Here is a 17,344-nt window from a genome sequence, read left to right on the forward strand (position 1 = left end):
GACTTTCTGATCTCTGGAGAGCGTCTTCGGCTTCCGTTGGGCAAGGCATGGAACACACGGTTCGAAGAGGCTGAGCCGGTACGTCCGTTCCGCTGGACGAAGGGCGAAAGAGCTTCGCGGGCTGGTACCACGCGGTGACGGTCGGCGATCACGTGGGCTACGAGTCGCGGCTTCGAGCGGGACCGCTTGATCCTGCTGGACCGGGATCCGGAGGTTGTCGGGATCGCCTCGCAGCCGTTCTGGCTGCACTGGCACGACGGGCAGGAACAGCGCCGTCACACCCCTGACTACTTCTTACGGCTTGCCGACGGACGAGCCCGCGTGATCGACGTCCGGTCTGCCGACCGCATGGACGAGCGGACTGCACAGGCCGTTCGCGGCGACCCGCCGCGCTTGCACAGCGGTGGGCTGGGAGTTCCAGCACGTGGGCACGCCGGAGCCGGCGCTCATGGCGAACGTCCGGTGGCCGGCCCGCTCTCGGCGTGAACGCTCCGGGCGGACGGCGGACGGCGGACGGCGGACGGCGGACGGCGCGGCGCGGCGCGGCTGCTGGATGTGTTCTCGGAGCCGTTGCCGTTGTGGGCCGGTGCCGAGCTGGTCGGTGACCGTCTGCAGGTCTTGCCGGTGCTGTTCCACCTGCTGTGGGTCGGCTGAAGCGGCCGTCCCGGATCGCGGTCGGGGACCGGGTCCGGTTCGACGGACAGATCCGTGCGGTGCTTGCCGTCTCGGCAGTGACCCTGACACTGACCGACGAGGAGGAGCCGTATCGCGCCGTCCCGTTGCTGGAGCTGTTCGACGCCGACGACTTCGAGGTCGTGGGCACACCGATGCGGGTGCCGCTGCCGCCGGCTTCCTTTACGGTCGCTCACCGCCGACGTCGCTGCCAGGAACACGGGGTGATCGGCCTCGCCGACCACCGGCCGATGCGCGGGACACCTCGGTTCGGAGAGGTCGACGAGGCGGTGGTCGAAGCGATGCGGCAGGCGATTGACGAGGCCGTCGATGCATCGACCCGCACGGTGTCCTTCCTCCTCTGGAGAGTCGGAGAGATCCTCCAGGAGACCCCGGAAGGCCGGGAGGTCAAATCCCCGTCCCGCGCGACGCTTTACCGGCTGCTGGCGAAACTGACCACGGGCACCCACACCACCGGGTCGGCCACAACCCGCCGCTCCAAGGCCCACGGAGCCAAGACCCCTCGCGGCCGGCTGCCGGTCTTCGCGCCGGGCGAGATCATGCAGATCGACTCCACCCCGCTGGATGTGCTGGTCCTGCTCGACAGCGGCGTCACCGGCAAAGTCGAGCTCACCGCCATGGTCGATGTCGCCACCCGGGCCCCGACCGCGGCGGTGCTGCGGCCGACCACGAAGTCGGTGGACGCCAGCGTGCTGCCGGCCCGCACCGTCACTCCCGAGCCGATGCGGCCGGGCTGGAAGGACGCGCTGAGCATGTCCCGTTCGGTGCTGCCCCACTGCCGTCTGGTCGCGCTGGACGAACGACTGGAGCACGCAGCGGCCCGGCCGGTGATCGTCCCGGAGGTGATCGTCTGCGACCACGGAAGCGTGTTCATCTCACGGAACTTCCGCTCCTCCTGCCGCTCAGAAGGCCTATCGCCAGCGCCGATCAAACTCCGATGAGACGAAACGGCCGGTGGTCGAAGTTCAGTGAGACCGGTCGAACTTCGATGAGACAGGTCAGGCGCGCCCCGCACACATCCTTGCCCAACGATAGTTTCCGATATATCGTTGAGCCATCGGTACGAACGTACCGGTCATCCGGACAACGGAAGGAGCGCGTCATGCGTTCACATGGATTCGACAACGAGCGCGGCCGAGGCGGCCGCGGACAGGGCGGACCCGGACGGCCGGGCCGCGGAGACTTCGACGGCCGACGCGCCGCCTTCGGTCCCTTCGGGCCGCAGTTCGGCAGCGGCCCCTTCGGCGGAGGACCGTTCGGCGGGGGGCCCTTCGGCGGCGGCCGGGGAGGACGGGGCGGCGGCCGGGGGCGGGCGCGGCGCGGTGACGTACGTGCCTCGATCCTGGCGCTGCTCAAGGACCGCCCGATGCACGGCTACGAAATGATCCAGGAGATCGGCGAGCGCAGCGGTGGGGCCTGGCGGCCCAGCCCCGGTTCGGTCTACCCGACGCTCCAGCTGCTGGAGGACGAGGGCCTGATCGTCAGCGCGAGCGAGGGCGGCAAGAAGCTGTTCACGCTCACCGAGGCTGGGAGCGCCGAGGCCGAGTCCGGTCCCGACGCGCCGTGGGAGGACGCCGGGCGCGGCGTCGACTGGGAGAGCGTGAACGAGATCCGGCAGGCCGGGTTCGGCCTGATGGAAGCGTTCGGCCAGGTCTGGAAGACCGGTTCCGCCGACCAGCGCCAGAAGGCGCTCGCCGTCATCAACGACGCCAAGAAGAAGCTCTACCTCATCCTGGCCGACGAGAACTGAGGCCGTGAGGACGACAGAGGACAGGGACGAGGGCCTCGCGCCATGCTCACCATGGTGTGAGCGGTGGTCGCGGGGCCCTTTTCCGTCGTCCCGTCCGCACGGCCGGTCGTGACCTGCCCGTGGCGGCGCGAGGCCGCGCCGGAAGGGCTCGGGCCGGCTCCGTACCGGCATCCGGATCCGTCCCCGGGGCCGTACCCGGCAGTCGACCGCCAGTCGGGACTTTCGACACACGGCCGGGCTACTCTCGCCGCCATGTTCAACCGTGTTCCGTTCAACGAGGTGCTGCGATCCGCCGTGGGCACCCCCAAGTCGGCCAGGCTCCTGGACAGCAGTCCGCGGTCACGGGTGTGGCGGGTGCGACTGACCGACCGGCGGCTGGTGATCGTCAAGCAGATCACCGACGGCGGGGACCCGGGCGCCGACGCGCACACGCGCTTCGCGCGGGAGGTCGCCGGGCTGCGCCTGGCGGGGCGGGCCTCCGGGCCCGCGGTGGCCCCCGCGGTGCTCGCCATGGACCTGTCCTCGCGGGTGATGGTCCTGGAGCACGTGGACGACCTCGGCAGGACGGACGACTGGATGCCGGGGTACGCCGAGGCGCTCGCTCGCCTGCACGCCCTGACCGGTCCGGCCGACGCGGGCGCACTACCGGTCTGGTCGGGGCCCACGGCCACCGACGCGGAGTCCTTCCTCGCCCTGGCCAGGGCGCTCGACGTGCCCGTACCGTCCACGGCTCCCGGTGAACTCGCATGCCTCCTGGAGCGGTTGGCCCCTGCTCCGCACCATGCGCTGCTGCACGGCGACCCCTGCCCCGGCAACGATCTGCGCACCGCCGACGGCATCCGCTTCGTCGACTTCGAGCGGGCCGCGCTCGGCAACGGCCTGATCGAACTCGCCTACTTCCGCATGGGATTCCCCACCTGCTGGTGCGCCATGTCGGTCACCGCGGCCCCGCTCGCGGAGGTCGAGAACATCTACCGGACCCACTGGCGCGACCTCACCGGGAAGGACGTGCCGGGCGACCTCGCCGACGCATGCGTGGGCTGGCTGATCCAGGGCGACGCGCTCGTCGAGCGGGCCCGCCGAGGGACGGTCGACCATCTCGCCCGGGTGCCCGCCGGAGACTTCACGTGGGGCCACGTCTCCGCCCGTGAGCGGCTCGTCCACCGCCTGGACGTGGTCGCCGGCATGACCCGCGACCACGATCACCTGCACGCCGTCGGCAGCCTCAGCTCCGCTCTCGCCGGTCGCCTGCTCGAACGCTGGCCGAAGCTGCGTCCGCTGCCCACGCAGGACGCCCGCCCTTGGTGAGGGGACCGCTCCGCGGATGTTCACGGAGGGAACCGGGGACCGCCGGCGGTCCGGTGAGCCGACGGACGAAAAACCCGATGCGCGATACCGGCCGGATCGCCAGACTCTCCCGTATGACGCCCGAGATCACTCGAATCAATCCTGAACAGCTCCATCCGACCCCGGGATATCACCACATCACGGTGGTGGAGGCGGGCCGGACGGCGTTCCTGGCGGGGCAGTGCCCTCTTGACCGTTCCGGCGCGTTGGTCGGGCCGGGTGACATCGACGCGCAGATCGACCAGGTGGCGGCCAACGCCCTTGCGGCCCTGAGCGCGGTCGGCGCACGGCCGGATCACGTCGTCCGTTCGGTGATCTACGTGGTCAGTGCCGATGGCGGGGCCCTGGGCACTGCCTGGCGACGCCTGGTCCGTTCGTCGATCGGGCCTGCGTTCACCACGGCCAGCACGCTGCTCGGAGTCGCACAGCTCGGCTTTGCCGGGCAGTTGATCGAGGTCGATCTCACGGCGGCGCTGCCCACGTGATCAAGGGCCGGCGGGCCGAGGCCGAGCCGCTCGACGACACCCTGGTCCGCGACAACGTCGCCCAAGCCCAGCATCACCCTCGACGGACCGTCACCGGGGCCACCCCTGGACCGAGCAGCCGGGCGACGCCGCGTATCCTCCGCCCCGTGCCACGCAAATCGAGAAGCTCTCGCCGCCTGGTCGCCGACGGGCGTACGTACATCTGGCGGCAGAGCCACAGCCACCGCAAGGACGAGCGCGGCCGCTCGGTCGACTGCCGCCAGGTCCTCATGCTGTCCCCGCAGCCGCCCGGCGCCGGTGGCCCCTTGCGCATCGTCTTCGCGAGCGGGCCCGGCCGGTACGTGCCGGGCGGGTTCCCCCTGGGTTCCGGGGACGTGGGGGTGGTCCGGGGCAGCTCGCTGAATCTGCACGAGCCGGGCGCGGTCCGCGCGCTGCTCGACGCGGCGAGGGCCCACGGGTGGCGGCCGGAGGAGCGGGAGCCGGAGGAGATCGACGGCTGGCTCCTGCTGGACGCCGCGGCCGCCGCACAGGTGACGCGCGCCGAGGAGGCGGGCCGGGCGAGCCCCTGAGAAACCGTCCTCGCTACGGTCGCCCCATGAGAATTCGTATCGTCGACGCGTTCACCGACCGGCCCTTCGCAGGCAATCCCGCCGGTGTCGTCCTGCTGGACTCCGAGGCCTTCCCCGAGGCGGGCGCGCTTCAGCGGATCGCCACCGAGGTCAACCTCTCGGAGACGGCGTTCACCCATCCGTTGCCGCCCGGCGGGGACGCGGACTGGGCGCTGCGCTGGTTCACCCCGACGACGGAGGTCGACATGTGCGGGCACGCCACACTCGCCACCGCGCACGTGCTGCACTCGACGGGTACGGCCACGGGCGCCGTACGGTTCGCCACCCGGTCAGGGGTGCTCACCTCCGTCTCCCGTCCCGGCTCCGCGTACACGATGGACTTTCCCACCTCCTCCCTCACGCCGGAGCCGGTCCCGGAGGGCCTGGCCCGGGCGTTGGGCGCCGAGCCCCTCGTGGTCCTGGCCACCGCCGAGCACATCGGCGACCTGCTGGTCGAGCTGGACGACGAGGCGACCGTACGCGGGCTGACGCCCGACTTCGCGGCCCTCGTTCGGTGTTCGCGGCGCGGTGTGATCGTCACCGCCGCCGCCGAGGACCCCACCCTGGGGTACGACTTCGTCTCCCGGGGCTTCTTCCCCCGGGTCGGCATCGACGAGGACCCCGTGACGGGCAGCGCGCACACCGCGCTCGCCCCGTTCTGGTCGGCCCGGTTCGGCCGTGACGCGCTGACCGGCCTCCAGGGCTGCGCCCGTACCGGGCTGGTCCGCACCGAGCTGCGCGGGGACCGGACACTGCTCACCGGCAATGCCGTGACCGTCATCGACGGGGAACTCCTCGCCGCGCTCTGAGCGCACGGCTGCGCGTACGGCCCGCGCCGTACGGAGCGGCGCGCGCCGGGACGGGCGGCGCGCAAGCATGCCCGACGGCGGAACACCGGCCCGGAACAGCACGGAGGGCTCCCGCGGCATCACCCGCGGGAGCCCCTGCCGTCCCGGGGTCCCAGGAACCGCGAGCCACCGGGACGCGCACGACTCCCGAAGCTCCCCCGCTCCCGGAAGCCCCGCGACTCCCCGGGTTCCCACAACTCCCGCCCGCACCAGCCGTTGCGCCCGCGACCGCCGCCGCGGCGGCGGCGCGGTGCCTCAGGGTGTCGGCAGCCAGTCCACCTTCCCGGCGAGCAGCGCGTACCCGACGAAGGCCCCGATGTCGAGGAGCGCGTGCGCGGCCACCAGTGGACCGACCCGGCCCCAGCGCCGGTAGAGCAGAACGAAGACGACGCCCATCACCATGTTGCCGAGGAAGCCGCCGATCCCCTGGTAGAGGTGGTAGGAACCGCGCAGCACCGAACTGGCCAGCAGTGCGGCCCGTGGCGTCCACCCCAGCTGGTCGAGCCTGCGCAGCAGGTAGCCGACCACGATGACCTCCTCCAGCACGGCGTTCTGCAGCGCGGAGAGGATCAGTACGGGGAACTTCCACCACACCTCGGGGAGCGACTCGGGCACCACCGTGAGGTTGAAGCCGGTGGCCCGCGCCACGAGGTAGAAGGCGAGTCCGGCACTGCCGATGCAGGCCGCCACCGCGACGCCGCGCCGCAGATCGGAGCCGGGCCGGGTGCGGTCGAACCCGATGGTCCGCAGGCTCGCGCCCTCCCGGATCAGCAGGTGCGCCACCAGCGCGACGGGTACCAGCGCCGTTGCGATCCCAAACGTTTGCCATGCCAGATCAAGCCATGGGCGTCCTGGCGCGTACGAGCCGTTGAGCGTGGCCGCCTGGTCCTTCAAACCCCCCGGTTTCGTCAGTGATCCGACAAAACTGATGAGTGCGGAGACCCCGCTCGCGCCCAACGACAGCGCGAGGACCAACACCGTCTCGGACCGCAAAGTCCTTCGGGAAAGCGACTCTTGGGGACAAGAATCAGCCACACGCCCCACCTCCACCGGTACACCGCCTTTAGTTCTGCAATCGCGTCCCATGCCACCCGCCGCACCGCTAGGGTCTCGAAAGCAAGTACGAAGATCATGCGCGACAGGCCGGGGGACGAGCACCATCACCGATGGTGTGGTCCCCCTTTCCTTGTTTCATTCTCAAGGAGGGCACCACCGACATGGGACGTCACAGCTTGCCCGACCGCTCCGCGGCGGACAGACCCGGGGCGGCGTCGGCGCCGCACCGCCGCCGCGCGATCGCCGTCACCGGCGCACTCGTCGTCGCGGTGGCGGCCGGGACGGCGGTGGTCGCGCGCAGCGGCCTGCTCTCGTTCTCCGAGCCGTGCGGGAGCGACGCCGTCCGGCTCACCGTGGCCGCTTCGCCCGACATCGCCCCCGCCGTACGCGCCGTCGCCGACCGGGCGCGCCAGGACGAGGTGCGTACGGACGGGCGCTGCATGGACGTCCGGGTGGTGGCCGCCGACTCGTACAAGGTCGCCAACACCGTGGCGGCCGGCGGCAAGGCCCCGTACCAGGTCTGGCTGCCGGACTCGGACCTCTGGCTGGACCGGGCGAAGGGGGCCGGGGACGGCATCCCCCTCACGCCCGGTGATTCGGTGGCCACCTCGCCGGTGGGGTTCGCGGTGGTGCCGTCCGCGGCGAAGGCCCTGGGCTGGCCGGACAAGCGGCTCGGCTGGGCCGAACTGGTCGCCGCAGCCCTGGGGTCAGACGGCGCCGTACGGCTGGGGGCGGCCGATCCGGCCCGCAGCGCCACCGGGCTGCTGGCGCTCGCGGCCATCGGGGCGGCCTCAGCAGACCAGGGCGGCGACAGCGACACGCGGGCCGCGCAGACCGCGAAGCTCCTCTCGGAGCGGATGTCGCAGAGCGACCCGGAGGCAGCCGGGACCCTCGCGCACGACGATGTGGCGGCCGAGCGGGACGACGTGAAGCGGAACCAGGCGCTGATCCTGTCGGAGCAGGCCGCCTTCGCGCACAACGAGAAGGCCGGAGCGGGCGGCAAGGTCGACCTCTTCTACCCGAAGGACGGGTCTCCGCAGCTCAACTACCCGTACACGCTGGTGGACGAGACGGCGATGAGCGTGGAGCAGAGCCGGACCGCACTGCGCCTGATGACGCTGCTCCGCGAGAGCAGTGCGGGCGGGCCCGGCGCCGTCCTGCCCGCCCACGGGTTCCGGTCCCCGGACGGCGATGCCGGGGCGCGGGTCGTCCGGGCGGCGGGTGGTGAGGACCCGCAGCCGTATGCCGGGGCTCCCGCGACCGCGCCCACCGCCGCCGAGCTCCAGGAGGTGCTCGGCATGTGGACCATCACGGTGCAGAGCGCCCGGCTCTCCACGGTGGTCGACGCGTCGGGCTCGATGGCGACCCCGGTCCCGGGCAGCGGTGAGTCGCGGATGGAGGTGACGAAGGAGTCGCTGTTGCGGGCGCTGAGCCAGTTCACGGACGACGACGAGATCGGCCTGTGGGAGTTCGCCACCAGGCTCGACGGCGAGAAGGACTACCGCGAGCTGACCCCGACGCGCCGTCTCGGCGACCGGACCGCGAGCGGCACCACCCACCGGAAGGAACTCGCTGCCGCGTTCGACGAGTTGGAGCCCGTGCCGAACGGCGCCACCGGGCTCTACGACACCACGCTGGCCGCGTACGGGGCGGCGGTGGCGAGCTACGTGCCGGGCAAGTTCAACGCCCTGGTGATCCTGACGGACGGCTCCGACCAGGACGACCACGGCATCTCGCGCACCGGCCTGGTCCAGCAGCTCAGAGCGCTCGCGGACCCGGAGCGCCCGGTGCCGATCCTCGCCATCGCGGTGGGGCCGGACGCGGACCGCGAGGAGGTCGCGGAGATCGCGAAGGTGACGGGCGGGGGCGGTTACGAGGTGAGCGACCCCGCCGAGATCCAGTCGGTCATCCTGCAGGCCATCATGACGGCAAGCCAGGCCCGCATCCCCGAGTAGCGGGCCGCGATCGAGGGACGCCCCCTGCTGCCCTGAGAGATGCCCGGACCCGCGCGGGCACGGGGCGGCGGACGTCCCGGAACGCCCGCCCGCCCGCACTCACGGCTTGGGGAAGCCGACGGGCCAGGTGTGCACCGGTTCGCCGCTGCGGGCCAGCTCGCCGTACCTGCGGGTGGTGGCCGCGAGGGCGGCTTCCCGTCCCAGCCCCGCCTCCTGCGCCCGGTGGTAGGTGTCGACCTGCCAGGAGGCTCCGTTGGTCCGCCGGCGGCACCGCTCCTCGATGATGCCGAGGTACCGGTCGCGGTCGGCGGGCTCGATGTTCCACGCGTCGAGCCCGGCGGACGCGAGGGGCAGCAGTTCGTCCCGTACGAGCTTGACGGCCGGGACCTTCGCGACGCCGCCGGACCGGCCGGGGCGCGGCCAGAGCAGTTCGGCCTCGATGCCGTAGCGGCAGGCGTTGTCGAAGTTCTCCTCGGCGGCCTCGAAGGAGAGCTTGCTCCACACCGGGCGGGGTTCGTCGGCGAGCGCGCGCACCAGCCCGTAGTAGAAGGCGGCGTTGGCGAGTACGTCGGCGACGGTCGGCCCGGCCGGCAGCACCCGGTTCTCCACCCGCAGGTGGGGCGCCCCGTCCGCGACTCCGTAGACGGGCCGGTTCCAGCGGTAGATCGTCCCGTTGTGCAGGACGAGTTCGGCCAGTGCCGGTACGCCTCCTTCGTCGAGCACCCGCAGCGGGTCCTCGTCGGAGAGGATCGGCAGCAGCGGCGGGAAGAAGCGGACGTTCTCCTCGAAGAGCTCGTGCGCCGAACCGATCCAGCGCTCCCCGAACCAGGTCCGCGGGCGCACTCCCTGGTTCCGCAGTTCGGGCGGCCGTACGTCCGTGGCCTGCTGGAACAGCGGCGGCCTGGATTCGCGCATCAGTTCCTTGCCGAAGAGGAACGGCGCGTTGGCGCCGAGCGCGATCTGCACCCCGGCGACCGCCTGCGCCGCGTTCCACACGTCGGGGAACCGCGCGGGGGTCACCTGGAGGTGCAACTGCACGGAGGTGCAGGCCGATTCGGGGGCGATCGACGGGGACGCGCACACCAGGTGCTCGACGCCCTCGATGTCGATCGCGAAATCCTCGCCCCGCGCGGCGACCATCTCGTCGTTGAGAAGGGTGTAGCGGTCCACGTCCGAGAGGTTGCCGAAGACCAGGTCGTCCGGTCCCAGCGTGGGAAGAATTCCGATCATGACAATGCCCGCGTCGACCTCGGCAGCCTTCCGATGGGCATAGGCCAGCCCCGTTCGCAGCTCCTCCGCGAGCTGATCGAAAACCCGGCCGCTCAGCCGGTGCGGAACGATATTCACCTCAAGGTTGAACATCCCGAGTTCCGTCTGGAAATCCCGGCTGGCGATCCGCTGGAGCACCTCGGCATTCATCATCCGGGGCGTGCCGTCCGAGGCAGCGAGATTCAGCTCGATCTCCAGACCCATGAAATTTCGGGGACGGTCGAACCTCCGCTCCTCCAGCAGCCTCTCCAGCCCTTCCAGACACCGGGCCAGCTTGCGCCGGTACGCCGGGCGGTCGGACAGGTCAAAGGCGTGCGCCACGACCTTCTCCCCCATCGAAGAGTCCCTCCATCAGTGGCGGCCCGCGGACAGGCCGCTCGCATCTCGATCGATAATGCCCCGCAGAGGTGATCCATAACGCCTGCGGAAGCGTCCGGCACCGGATAGGCTGGGGCCGCTCGGTCATCAGGCACATTCCGGAGGCATGCGGCGGGCGGCTCATTCTGGTTCGCCTTCCCTTCGCGCACGTGGCGGAAACACCGATCTTTTTGAGCCGACCGCGAAATGTGAAAGCCCGCAGGCGGAAGCCGAGGCGCCCACCCGCGAATCACCAGAAACTCCGCATTTCAAAGGCGCAAAAGGTCCTTGCGCGTCATATGACCGACAGCTAGTGGAAACACCGGGCGAACACTTGTCATATAAACTCCGCTGACGAGGCCGATTGTCGATGCTGTCCAGCCGTCGACCGGCCTCCTTCTGACGTCCCGCACGCCGACAGCGCCGTCTGCACCCACCCACGCATCACCGTGTCTCCTAAGCGAGAGGCGACCCACCATGCCGCTGCATGTTCCCCCGGCCCCCGCGCCCGCACTGCGCAGCGTTCTCACGGCACTCGGTTCTCCCACCGCGGTCCGCGAAGCCCACACTCCCGCTCTGCGCTCCGTCCAGGGACCGCTGAGCCCCGAACTCCCCTTGCCCGTACACGTTCTCGACCGGTCGGCCGCCGACGCACCCGCGCCGGCGACCCGGCTCACCGGCTGGCGGTTCCTGATCCGCGCCGAGTCGGGGATCGTCGCCGCCGCCGACACGGTCCTCACCGCGGACGGCTGGGCCTTCTCGCACTTCTTCGAGGGCCCCTATCTCGCTTCGACCGAACGCGCCCTGCGCCAGGCCGAGTCGACGGCAACGCTCCACCAGCCGAGACTTCTCTCCGTACCCGAGCTCTACATGCTCACCCTCTGGCTGCACGGTGACACCGGAGCCGACCCGGCCTCCGGCGCGGTCGCGCCCAACGACATCCTCGTTCCCCTCGCGCCCGCTCCGACCGGGATCGCCGCCCACCGGCCCTACCGGGCCGCCGATCTGCTCCCGGTACTCTCGCTGCGCATCGCGCCCCGCCCGGGCCCTCTCGTCGGCTCGGCCTGACCCGCCGCCCGACACGCCTTGCGATGGCCCGTCCCCGCCGCTTCCGTGCGGGGGCGGGCTTTCGCACGTCCGCCCGCCCGGCGCACACCCCGGCGAGAGGCGCCCATGGCCCACTCGGACTACCCGGGACCCCCCGAAGAGGCGGGGGTCACGCGGTGGGCCGCCCGCGCGGGTGACACCTCGGCGGAGCGTGAAACGAGCTGAGCCGAAATCCCTGCGGAACGCGGCGGGTGGCGCAACACTGAGACCGACCGGCCTGCACGGAAAGGCCGTTCGGCACTCACCCGCACACCCGCATCCACCACTCGACGCAGCGAAAGAACCCTCCATGTGCCAGCATCAACCCCCCTGCCCCACCGCAGAATCAGCCGCCCGGGAGGCCGCCCGGCTCGTGGCGCACCACCCCGAGCAGGGCTGGAGCCTGCTCTGCAACGGCGTCCTGCTCTTCGAGGACACCGGCGAACTGCTCCCGGACGGACAGATCATCGCCCCGCACCGCCCGCTGGCCACCGGCCGCGTGGTGAAGGCCGCCTGAGAGGGCTGCCCGAGAGCCGACCGAGGACCCGCGGGCCCCGGCGGTACGGACAGGGGCCGGCCCGGAGAGATCTCCGAACCGGCCCCGACGCATGTCCGCGTGTGACCGGGCGCTCGCGCGCCCGCTGTGTCCGTCAGTGGTCGTACTCGTCCAGCGGCGGGCAGGAGCAGACCAGGTTGCGGTCGCCGAAGGCGCCGTCGATCCGGCGCACCGGCGGCCAGTACTTGTCGGCGGCCGAGACACCGGCCGGGAAGACGGCGACCTCACGGCTGTAGGAGTGGTTCCACTCCCCGCCCAGCGCGTTCGCGGTGTGCGGGGCGTTGGCGAGCGGGTTGTCGTCCGCGCTCCACTCCCCCGAGGCCACCTTCTCGATCTCGCCGCGGATCGCGATCATCGCGTCGCAGAACCGGTCGATCTCGGCGAGGTCCTCGCTCTCGGTCGGCTCGATCATCAGGGTGCCGGCGACCGGGAACGACATGGTCGGCGAGTGGAAGCCGTAGTCGATCAGGCGCTTGGCGACGTCGTCGATGCTGACGCCCGTCTCCTTCGAGATCGCCCGCAGGTCGACGATGCACTCGTGCGCGACCAGGCCGGCCGGGCCGGTGTACAGGATCGGGAAGTGCGGCTCCAGCCGCTTGGCGATGTAGTTCGCCGCGAGCACGGCCACCTGCGTGGCGCGCTTGAGACCCTCGCCGCCCATCAGCCGGACGTACGCCCAGGAGATCGGCAGGATGCCGGCCGAGCCCCAGGGAGCGGCCGAGATCGGGCCGACGCCCGTCTCCGGACCGGCGGAGGGCTGGAGCGGGTGGTTGGGCAGGTACGGCGCGAGGTGCGCGCGCACGCCCACCGGGCCGACGCCGGGGCCGCCGCCGCCGTGCGGGATGCAGAAGGTCTTGTGCAGGTTCAGGTGGGAGACGTCGCCGCCGAACTTGCCGGGCCGGGCGAGGCCGACCAGCGCGTTGAGGTTGGCTCCGTCGACGTAGACCTGACCGCCCGCGTCGTGCACCTCGCCGCAGATGGCGGCGACGTGCTCCTCGAAGACACCGTGCGTGGACGGGTAGGTGATCATGAGCACGGCGAGCTCGTCGCGGTGCTTCTCGATCTTGGCCCGCAGATCCTCTATGTCGACCTCGCCGTCGTCCGCGGTCTTCACCACGACGACCTTCATCCCGGCCATCACGGCGCTCGCCGCGTTGGTGCCGTGCGCGGAGGACGGGATGAGGCAGACGGTGCGCTGGTCGTCGCCGTTGGCACGGTGGTAGGCGCGGACGGCCAGCAGACCGGCGAACTCACCCTGCGAACCGGCGTTGGGCTGGATCGACACCGCGTCGTAGCCGGTGACCTCGGCGAGGCGCTCCTCCAGCTCACGGATGAGAGTGAGGAAGCCCTCCGCCTGCTCGGCCGGGGCGAAGGGGTGCAGCGCGCCGAACTCGGGCCAGGTGATCGGCTCCATCTCGGTGGTCGCGTTCAGCTTCATGGTGCAGGAGCCGAGCGGGATCATGCCGCGGTCGAGCGCGTAGTCACGGTCGGCGAGCCGCCGCAGGTAGCGCAGCATCGCCGTTTCCGAGCGGTGCTGGTGGAAGACCGGGTGGGTGAGGAAGTCGTCGGTGCGCAGCAGCTGCTCGGAAAGCGCGTCGCCGGCGGTGGCGTCCAGTGCCTCGACGTCGCCCTGCGCGCCGAAGGCGGCCCAGACGGATTCGAGGTGGGCGCGGGTGGTCGTCTCGTCGCAGGCGACGGAGACCAGGTCGGCGTCGACCAGCCGCAGGTTGACCCCGCGGGCGCGGGCGTCGGCGACGACCTCGGCGGCCCTCCCGGGGACCCGCACGGTCAGCGTGTCGAAGAAGGAGTCGTGCAGGACCTCGGCGCCGGCGGCCCGCAGCCCGTCGGCGAGGATCGCCGCGTAGCGGTGGGTGCGCCGGGCGATCGTCCGCAGCCCGTCGGGGCCGTGGTAGACGGCGTACATGCCGGCCATCACGGCGAGCAGGACCTGCGCGGTGCAGATGTTGCTGGTGGCCTTCTCGCGGCGGATGTGCTGCTCGCGGGTCTGGAGGGCCAGGCGGTACGCCTTGTCGCCGTCCGCGTCCACCGAGACACCGACCAGGCGGCCGGGGAGCGAGCGGGCGAACTTCTCGCGTACGGCCATGAAGCCGGCGTGCGGTCCGCCGAAGCCCATCGGCACACCGAAGCGCTGGGTGGTGCCGACGGCGATGTCCGCGCCGAGGTCGCCGGGGGAGGTGAGCAGGGTGAGGGCCAGCAGGTCGGCGGCGACGGTGACGATCGCGCCGAGCTCGTGGGCGCGCTCGATCACGGGGCCGATGTTCCGTACGGCCCCGGAGGCGCCCGGGTACTGGAGCAGCACGCCGAAGACGCCGCGCTCGGCGAGGTCCGCCGGGATGCCGTCGTCGAGGTCGGCGACGACGACCTCGACGCCGGTCGGCTCGGCGCGGGTCTCGATGACGGCGATCGTCTGGGGCAGGGTGTCGGCGTCGACGAGGAAGACCCCGCCCTTGACCTTGCCGACGCGCCGCGCGAGCGCCATGGCCTCGGCGGCGGCGGTGCCCTCGTCGAGCAGCGAGGCGCCGGATGTGGGCAGGCCGGTGAGCTCGGCGACCATGGTCTGGAAGTTGAGCAGGGCCTCCAGGCGGCCCTGCGAGATCTCCGGCTGGTAGGGCGTGTACGCCGTGTACCAGGCGGGGTTCTCCAGCACGTTGCGGAGGATGACCGGGGGCGTGAAGGTGCCGTAGTAGCCGAGCCCGATCATCGGGGCGACCACCTGGTTGCGGTCGGCGAGCGTACGCAGCTCCGCCAGCACCTCGGCCTCGGTGCGCGCCGACGGGAGGTTCAGCGCCTCGGCGCTCTTGATCACGTCGGGCACCGCGGCGGCGGTGAGCTCGTCGAGGGAGCCGTATCCGACCTGCGCGAGCATCTTCGCCCGGGCCTCGCCATCCGGCCCGATGTGGCGCTGTTCGAAGGGGATGCCCTGCTCCAGCTGGGAGAGCGGGGTACGGCGGGGGGTCATGATGGAGGCCTCCTGGTCTGACACGACCTGCGAGGGGCACCGCGGCGCGGCTGCCCGTACGGCCTCCCCCTCTGTCATCTCGACCTGAGAGCTTCACCGGCGCGCCCTGGGGCGTACCGGCTTTCACCGTCGGTGAGGGTGGGCCGCACCGGGCACGTGCCGGGTGGGACCGCCCTGCTTTCCAGAGTGACCTCGTCCGTGCGGTACGGGGGCCTGAGAGATTCCGGGGAGGATTTGCTCCTTCGGCGCCTCCGGAATCAGCACCGGAGGCTCTCCCGCACGGGGTCAGCAGCCATGTGCCAGCCTACCAGCGGGGATCTTCGCCGTTTCTTCGAGTGGCCGATATCCGGAATCTGCACTTCTGTAGTGGCTGTGGAGTTGTTGCTGGGCCGTGTCTTGGCCCCAGTCGTCGCGACCAGCGGGAGGCACCGTGCAGACCGACATCGATCCGCGCAGCCTGATCGGCCGCAAGGCATTCGACCGCGCAGGCGTCAAGATCGGCACGGTGGACGAGGTCTACCTCGACGACGCCACAGGCGTCCCGGAGTGGGCCGCCGTCCGCACCGGCCTGTTCAGCAGGGACGCCTTCGTCCCGCTGGAGCCGAGCGAGTTCGTCGAGGACACCCTGCGTGTTCCGTTCGACCGCGCGCTGATCCGGGACGCGCCGGACTTCGGTGTCGGGCGGCATCTCTCGCCCGAGCAGGAGCTTCAGCTGTACCGGCATTACGGACTCGACTCCTCCTCCGTGACCGATCCGGGCCCGGACCGCGACTTCGGCAGGCTGGCCGGCCAGGACGAGTAGTCCACCGGCTCCGCCACCAGCGGCAGCGGATCGGCGGGGACGAGGTCCGGGTCGTCCACCCGGAACGTGCGCACCCGGCCGGGCGGGTCGCCCGGCCGCTCGAACCGCACGGTGACCCGGCCGACTCCGCTGCCCTGCACCCAGCCGTGCCCGTACGTCCCGTGCCGCACGTCGTGGCCCGGGGACCAGCGCCGCGCGGCGCGCCCGGCGGCCTCGTCCCCGGGCGCGTCGGCCGTCGTGTGCCCCGGCGGGCCGGGCAGTGCACCGGGGAGCGCGGGCGGCGGGTCGGACGCCTCCCGGTGGGCTTCCGCGTTCGACTCCGCCCCCGTGCCCGCTGCCACGCCAGCCCCGGAAGCCGGCGCCGCCGGTTCCCCGGCCGCGCGCTCGGCCTGCGCCGCCCGCTCGGCACGCTCGGCCTGCGCCGCCTGTGCGAAGAGGTCCTCCTGCGTGTAGTCCGCCAGGCCCGTGACCCCCACGCCCAGCAGCCGCACTCCCCCGGTGGTGTCCACCCCCTCCAGGAGGCGGGCGGCGGCCTCACGCACCACTGAGGGGTCGTCCGTGGGGCCGCGCAGCGTCTCGGAGCGGGTGAGGGTGGAGAAGTCGTAGCGGCGCACCTTGAGCACGACGGTGCGCCCGGAGCGCCCGGCCTTCCGCAGCCGCTCGACGCACCGGCCGGCCAGCCGCTCGACCTCCGTGCGTACCCGCATGCGGTCGTGGAGGTCCACCTCGAAGGTGTCCTCGACCGAGACGGACTTGGCGTCGCGTTCGGCGACCACGGGCCGGTCGTCCAGGCCGAGCGCCATCCGGTACAGCGAGACCCCGTGGGCCTTGCCCACCAGCCGTACGAGCTCGTCCTCGCCCGCCTCGGCCAGGTCGTTCACCGTGGTCATCCCGGCGCGCCGCAGATGGTCCCCGGTGGCCGGACCGACCCCGGGCAGGGTGCGTACGGGCATGGGCGCCAGGAGTTCCCGCTCGGTGCCCGGCTCGATGAGCATCAGCCCGTCCGGCTTGGCCTCTTCGGAGGCGATCTTCGCCAGCATCTTGGACCCGGCCAGCCCGACCGATCCGCTGAGTCCGGTGACCGTGCGGATGGCCTCCCGCAGCCGCTCCCCGGTGGCGCGGGCCGAGGCGGAGTCGTCGGCGGCCCCACCGGCTTCCAGATCCACGAAGGCCTCGTCGAGGCTGAGCGGCTCGACCAGCGGGGAGAGCCGTCCCAGGAGTTCCATCACCTGGTCGCTGACGGAGCGGTACAGGGAGAAGCGCGGCACCAGGTAGGCGGCGTTCGGGGCCAGCCGGCGCGCCTGGGCGGTGGGCATCGCGGAGTGCACGCCGAAGCGCCGTGCCTCGTACGAGGCGGTGGCGACGACCCCGCGCGGGCCGACGCCGCCCACCACGACCGGCTTGCCGCGCAGGCTGGGCTTGGCGGCCTGCTCGGCGGAGGCGAAGAACGCATCCATGTCGAGGTGGAGGATGGTGGGCGCGGATCTCACACCGCCGATGGTGCCCTACGCCACTGACAACGACACCGCCCGGCACCCGTTCGCCGGGGGCC

Annotated in this window: 13 protein-coding genes, 1 pseudogene and 1 riboswitch; of the genes and pseudogenes, 10 read left to right on the forward strand and 4 right to left on the reverse strand. The window is 71.8% G+C overall.

Annotation, left to right across the window (positions count from 1 at the left end; all coding sequences use genetic code 11):
• Positions 1-641: 641 nt before the first annotated feature.
• The 6 genes and pseudogenes from OG599_RS04185 to OG599_RS04210 all read left to right on the forward strand — a co-directional run.
• Positions 642-1,595, forward strand: a pseudogene (locus OG599_RS04185) (helix-turn-helix domain-containing protein); the annotation flags it as partial.
• A 200-nt stretch (positions 1,596-1,795) separates the two neighbouring features.
• The gene (locus tag OG599_RS04190) at positions 1,796-2,443 is read left to right on the forward strand and encodes a PadR family transcriptional regulator (protein ID WP_327174582.1); all 648 of its coding nucleotides are present in this window, start codon (positions 1,796-1,798) and stop codon (positions 2,441-2,443) included.
• Positions 2,444-2,695: 252 nt separating this feature from the next.
• Entirely contained in the window at positions 2,696-3,751 is a 1,056-nt protein-coding gene (locus OG599_RS04195; RefSeq protein WP_327174583.1) for an aminoglycoside phosphotransferase family protein, read from the forward strand.
• 113 nt (positions 3,752-3,864) lie between these two features.
• A complete protein-coding gene (locus OG599_RS04200) occupies positions 3,865-4,275 on the forward strand; it encodes a RidA family protein (protein ID WP_327174584.1) in 411 nt (136 codons plus the stop codon).
• A gap of 146 nt (positions 4,276-4,421) precedes the next feature.
• Complete coding sequence (locus OG599_RS04205; RefSeq protein ID WP_327174585.1) at positions 4,422-4,844, forward strand: hypothetical protein; 423 nt, start codon at positions 4,422-4,424, stop codon at positions 4,842-4,844.
• A gap of 26 nt (positions 4,845-4,870) precedes the next feature.
• Entirely contained in the window at positions 4,871-5,692 is an 822-nt protein-coding gene (locus OG599_RS04210; RefSeq protein ID WP_327174586.1) for a PhzF family phenazine biosynthesis protein, read from the forward strand.
• Between the two features lie 294 nt (positions 5,693-5,986).
• Here the strand turns inward: OG599_RS04210 and OG599_RS04215 are convergent, their stop codons facing one another.
• Positions 5,987-6,817 carry a CPBP family intramembrane glutamic endopeptidase gene (locus OG599_RS04215; RefSeq protein ID WP_327174587.1) on the reverse strand — a complete coding sequence of 277 codons (831 nt, stop codon included), beginning with the start codon at positions 6,815-6,817 and terminating at the stop codon, positions 5,987-5,989.
• Positions 6,818-6,948: 131 nt separating this feature from the next.
• On the opposite strand from OG599_RS04215, the gene OG599_RS04220 reads away from it, so the two are divergent.
• Complete coding sequence (locus tag OG599_RS04220; protein ID WP_327174588.1) at positions 6,949-8,742, forward strand: VWA domain-containing protein; 1,794 nt, start codon at positions 6,949-6,951, stop codon at positions 8,740-8,742.
• Positions 8,743-8,841: 99 nt separating this feature from the next.
• Here the strand turns inward: OG599_RS04220 and OG599_RS04225 are convergent, their stop codons facing one another.
• Positions 8,842-10,347: a glutamate--cysteine ligase gene (locus OG599_RS04225; protein ID WP_327174589.1), complete on the reverse strand. Its 1,506-nt coding sequence runs from the start codon at positions 10,345-10,347 to the stop codon at positions 8,842-8,844.
• A gap of 498 nt (positions 10,348-10,845) precedes the next feature.
• Here OG599_RS04225 and OG599_RS04230 point away from each other — a divergent pair, with 498 nt between their 5' ends.
• Together OG599_RS04230 and OG599_RS04235 are read left to right on the forward strand one after the other, a co-directional pair.
• A complete protein-coding gene (locus OG599_RS04230; protein ID WP_327174590.1) occupies positions 10,846-11,436 on the forward strand; it encodes a hypothetical protein in 591 nt (196 codons plus the stop codon).
• A 328-nt stretch (positions 11,437-11,764) separates the two neighbouring features.
• Positions 11,765-11,971, forward strand: a complete 207-nt coding sequence (locus OG599_RS04235) for a DUF5999 family protein (RefSeq protein WP_266702118.1) — start codon at positions 11,765-11,767, stop codon at positions 11,969-11,971.
• Positions 11,972-12,104: 133 nt separating this feature from the next.
• Here the strand turns inward: OG599_RS04235 and gcvP are convergent, their stop codons facing one another.
• Entirely contained in the window at positions 12,105-14,990 is a 2,886-nt protein-coding gene (gene gcvP, locus OG599_RS04240; protein WP_327174591.1) for an aminomethyl-transferring glycine dehydrogenase, read from the reverse strand.
• 191 nt (positions 14,991-15,181) lie between these two features.
• Positions 15,182-15,278: riboswitch (glycine riboswitch) on the reverse strand.
• 142 nt (positions 15,279-15,420) lie between these two features.
• On the opposite strand from gcvP, the gene OG599_RS04245 reads away from it, so the two are divergent.
• Entirely contained in the window at positions 15,421-15,792 is a 372-nt protein-coding gene (locus OG599_RS04245) for a PRC-barrel domain-containing protein (protein ID WP_327174592.1), read from the forward strand.
• Here OG599_RS04245 and OG599_RS04250 read toward each other — a convergent pair.
• Positions 15,714-17,282, reverse strand: coding sequence for a DNA polymerase IV (locus OG599_RS04250; RefSeq protein ID WP_327174593.1), 1,569 nt, complete (start codon positions 17,280-17,282; stop codon positions 15,714-15,716). The genes OG599_RS04245 and OG599_RS04250 overlap by 79 nt on opposite strands.
• Positions 17,283-17,344 lie beyond the last annotated feature (62 nt).

It is taken from the genome of Streptomyces sp. NBC_01335, from assembly GCF_035953295.1.
Taxonomy (GTDB): Bacteria; Actinomycetota; Actinomycetes; order Streptomycetales; family Streptomycetaceae; genus Streptomyces.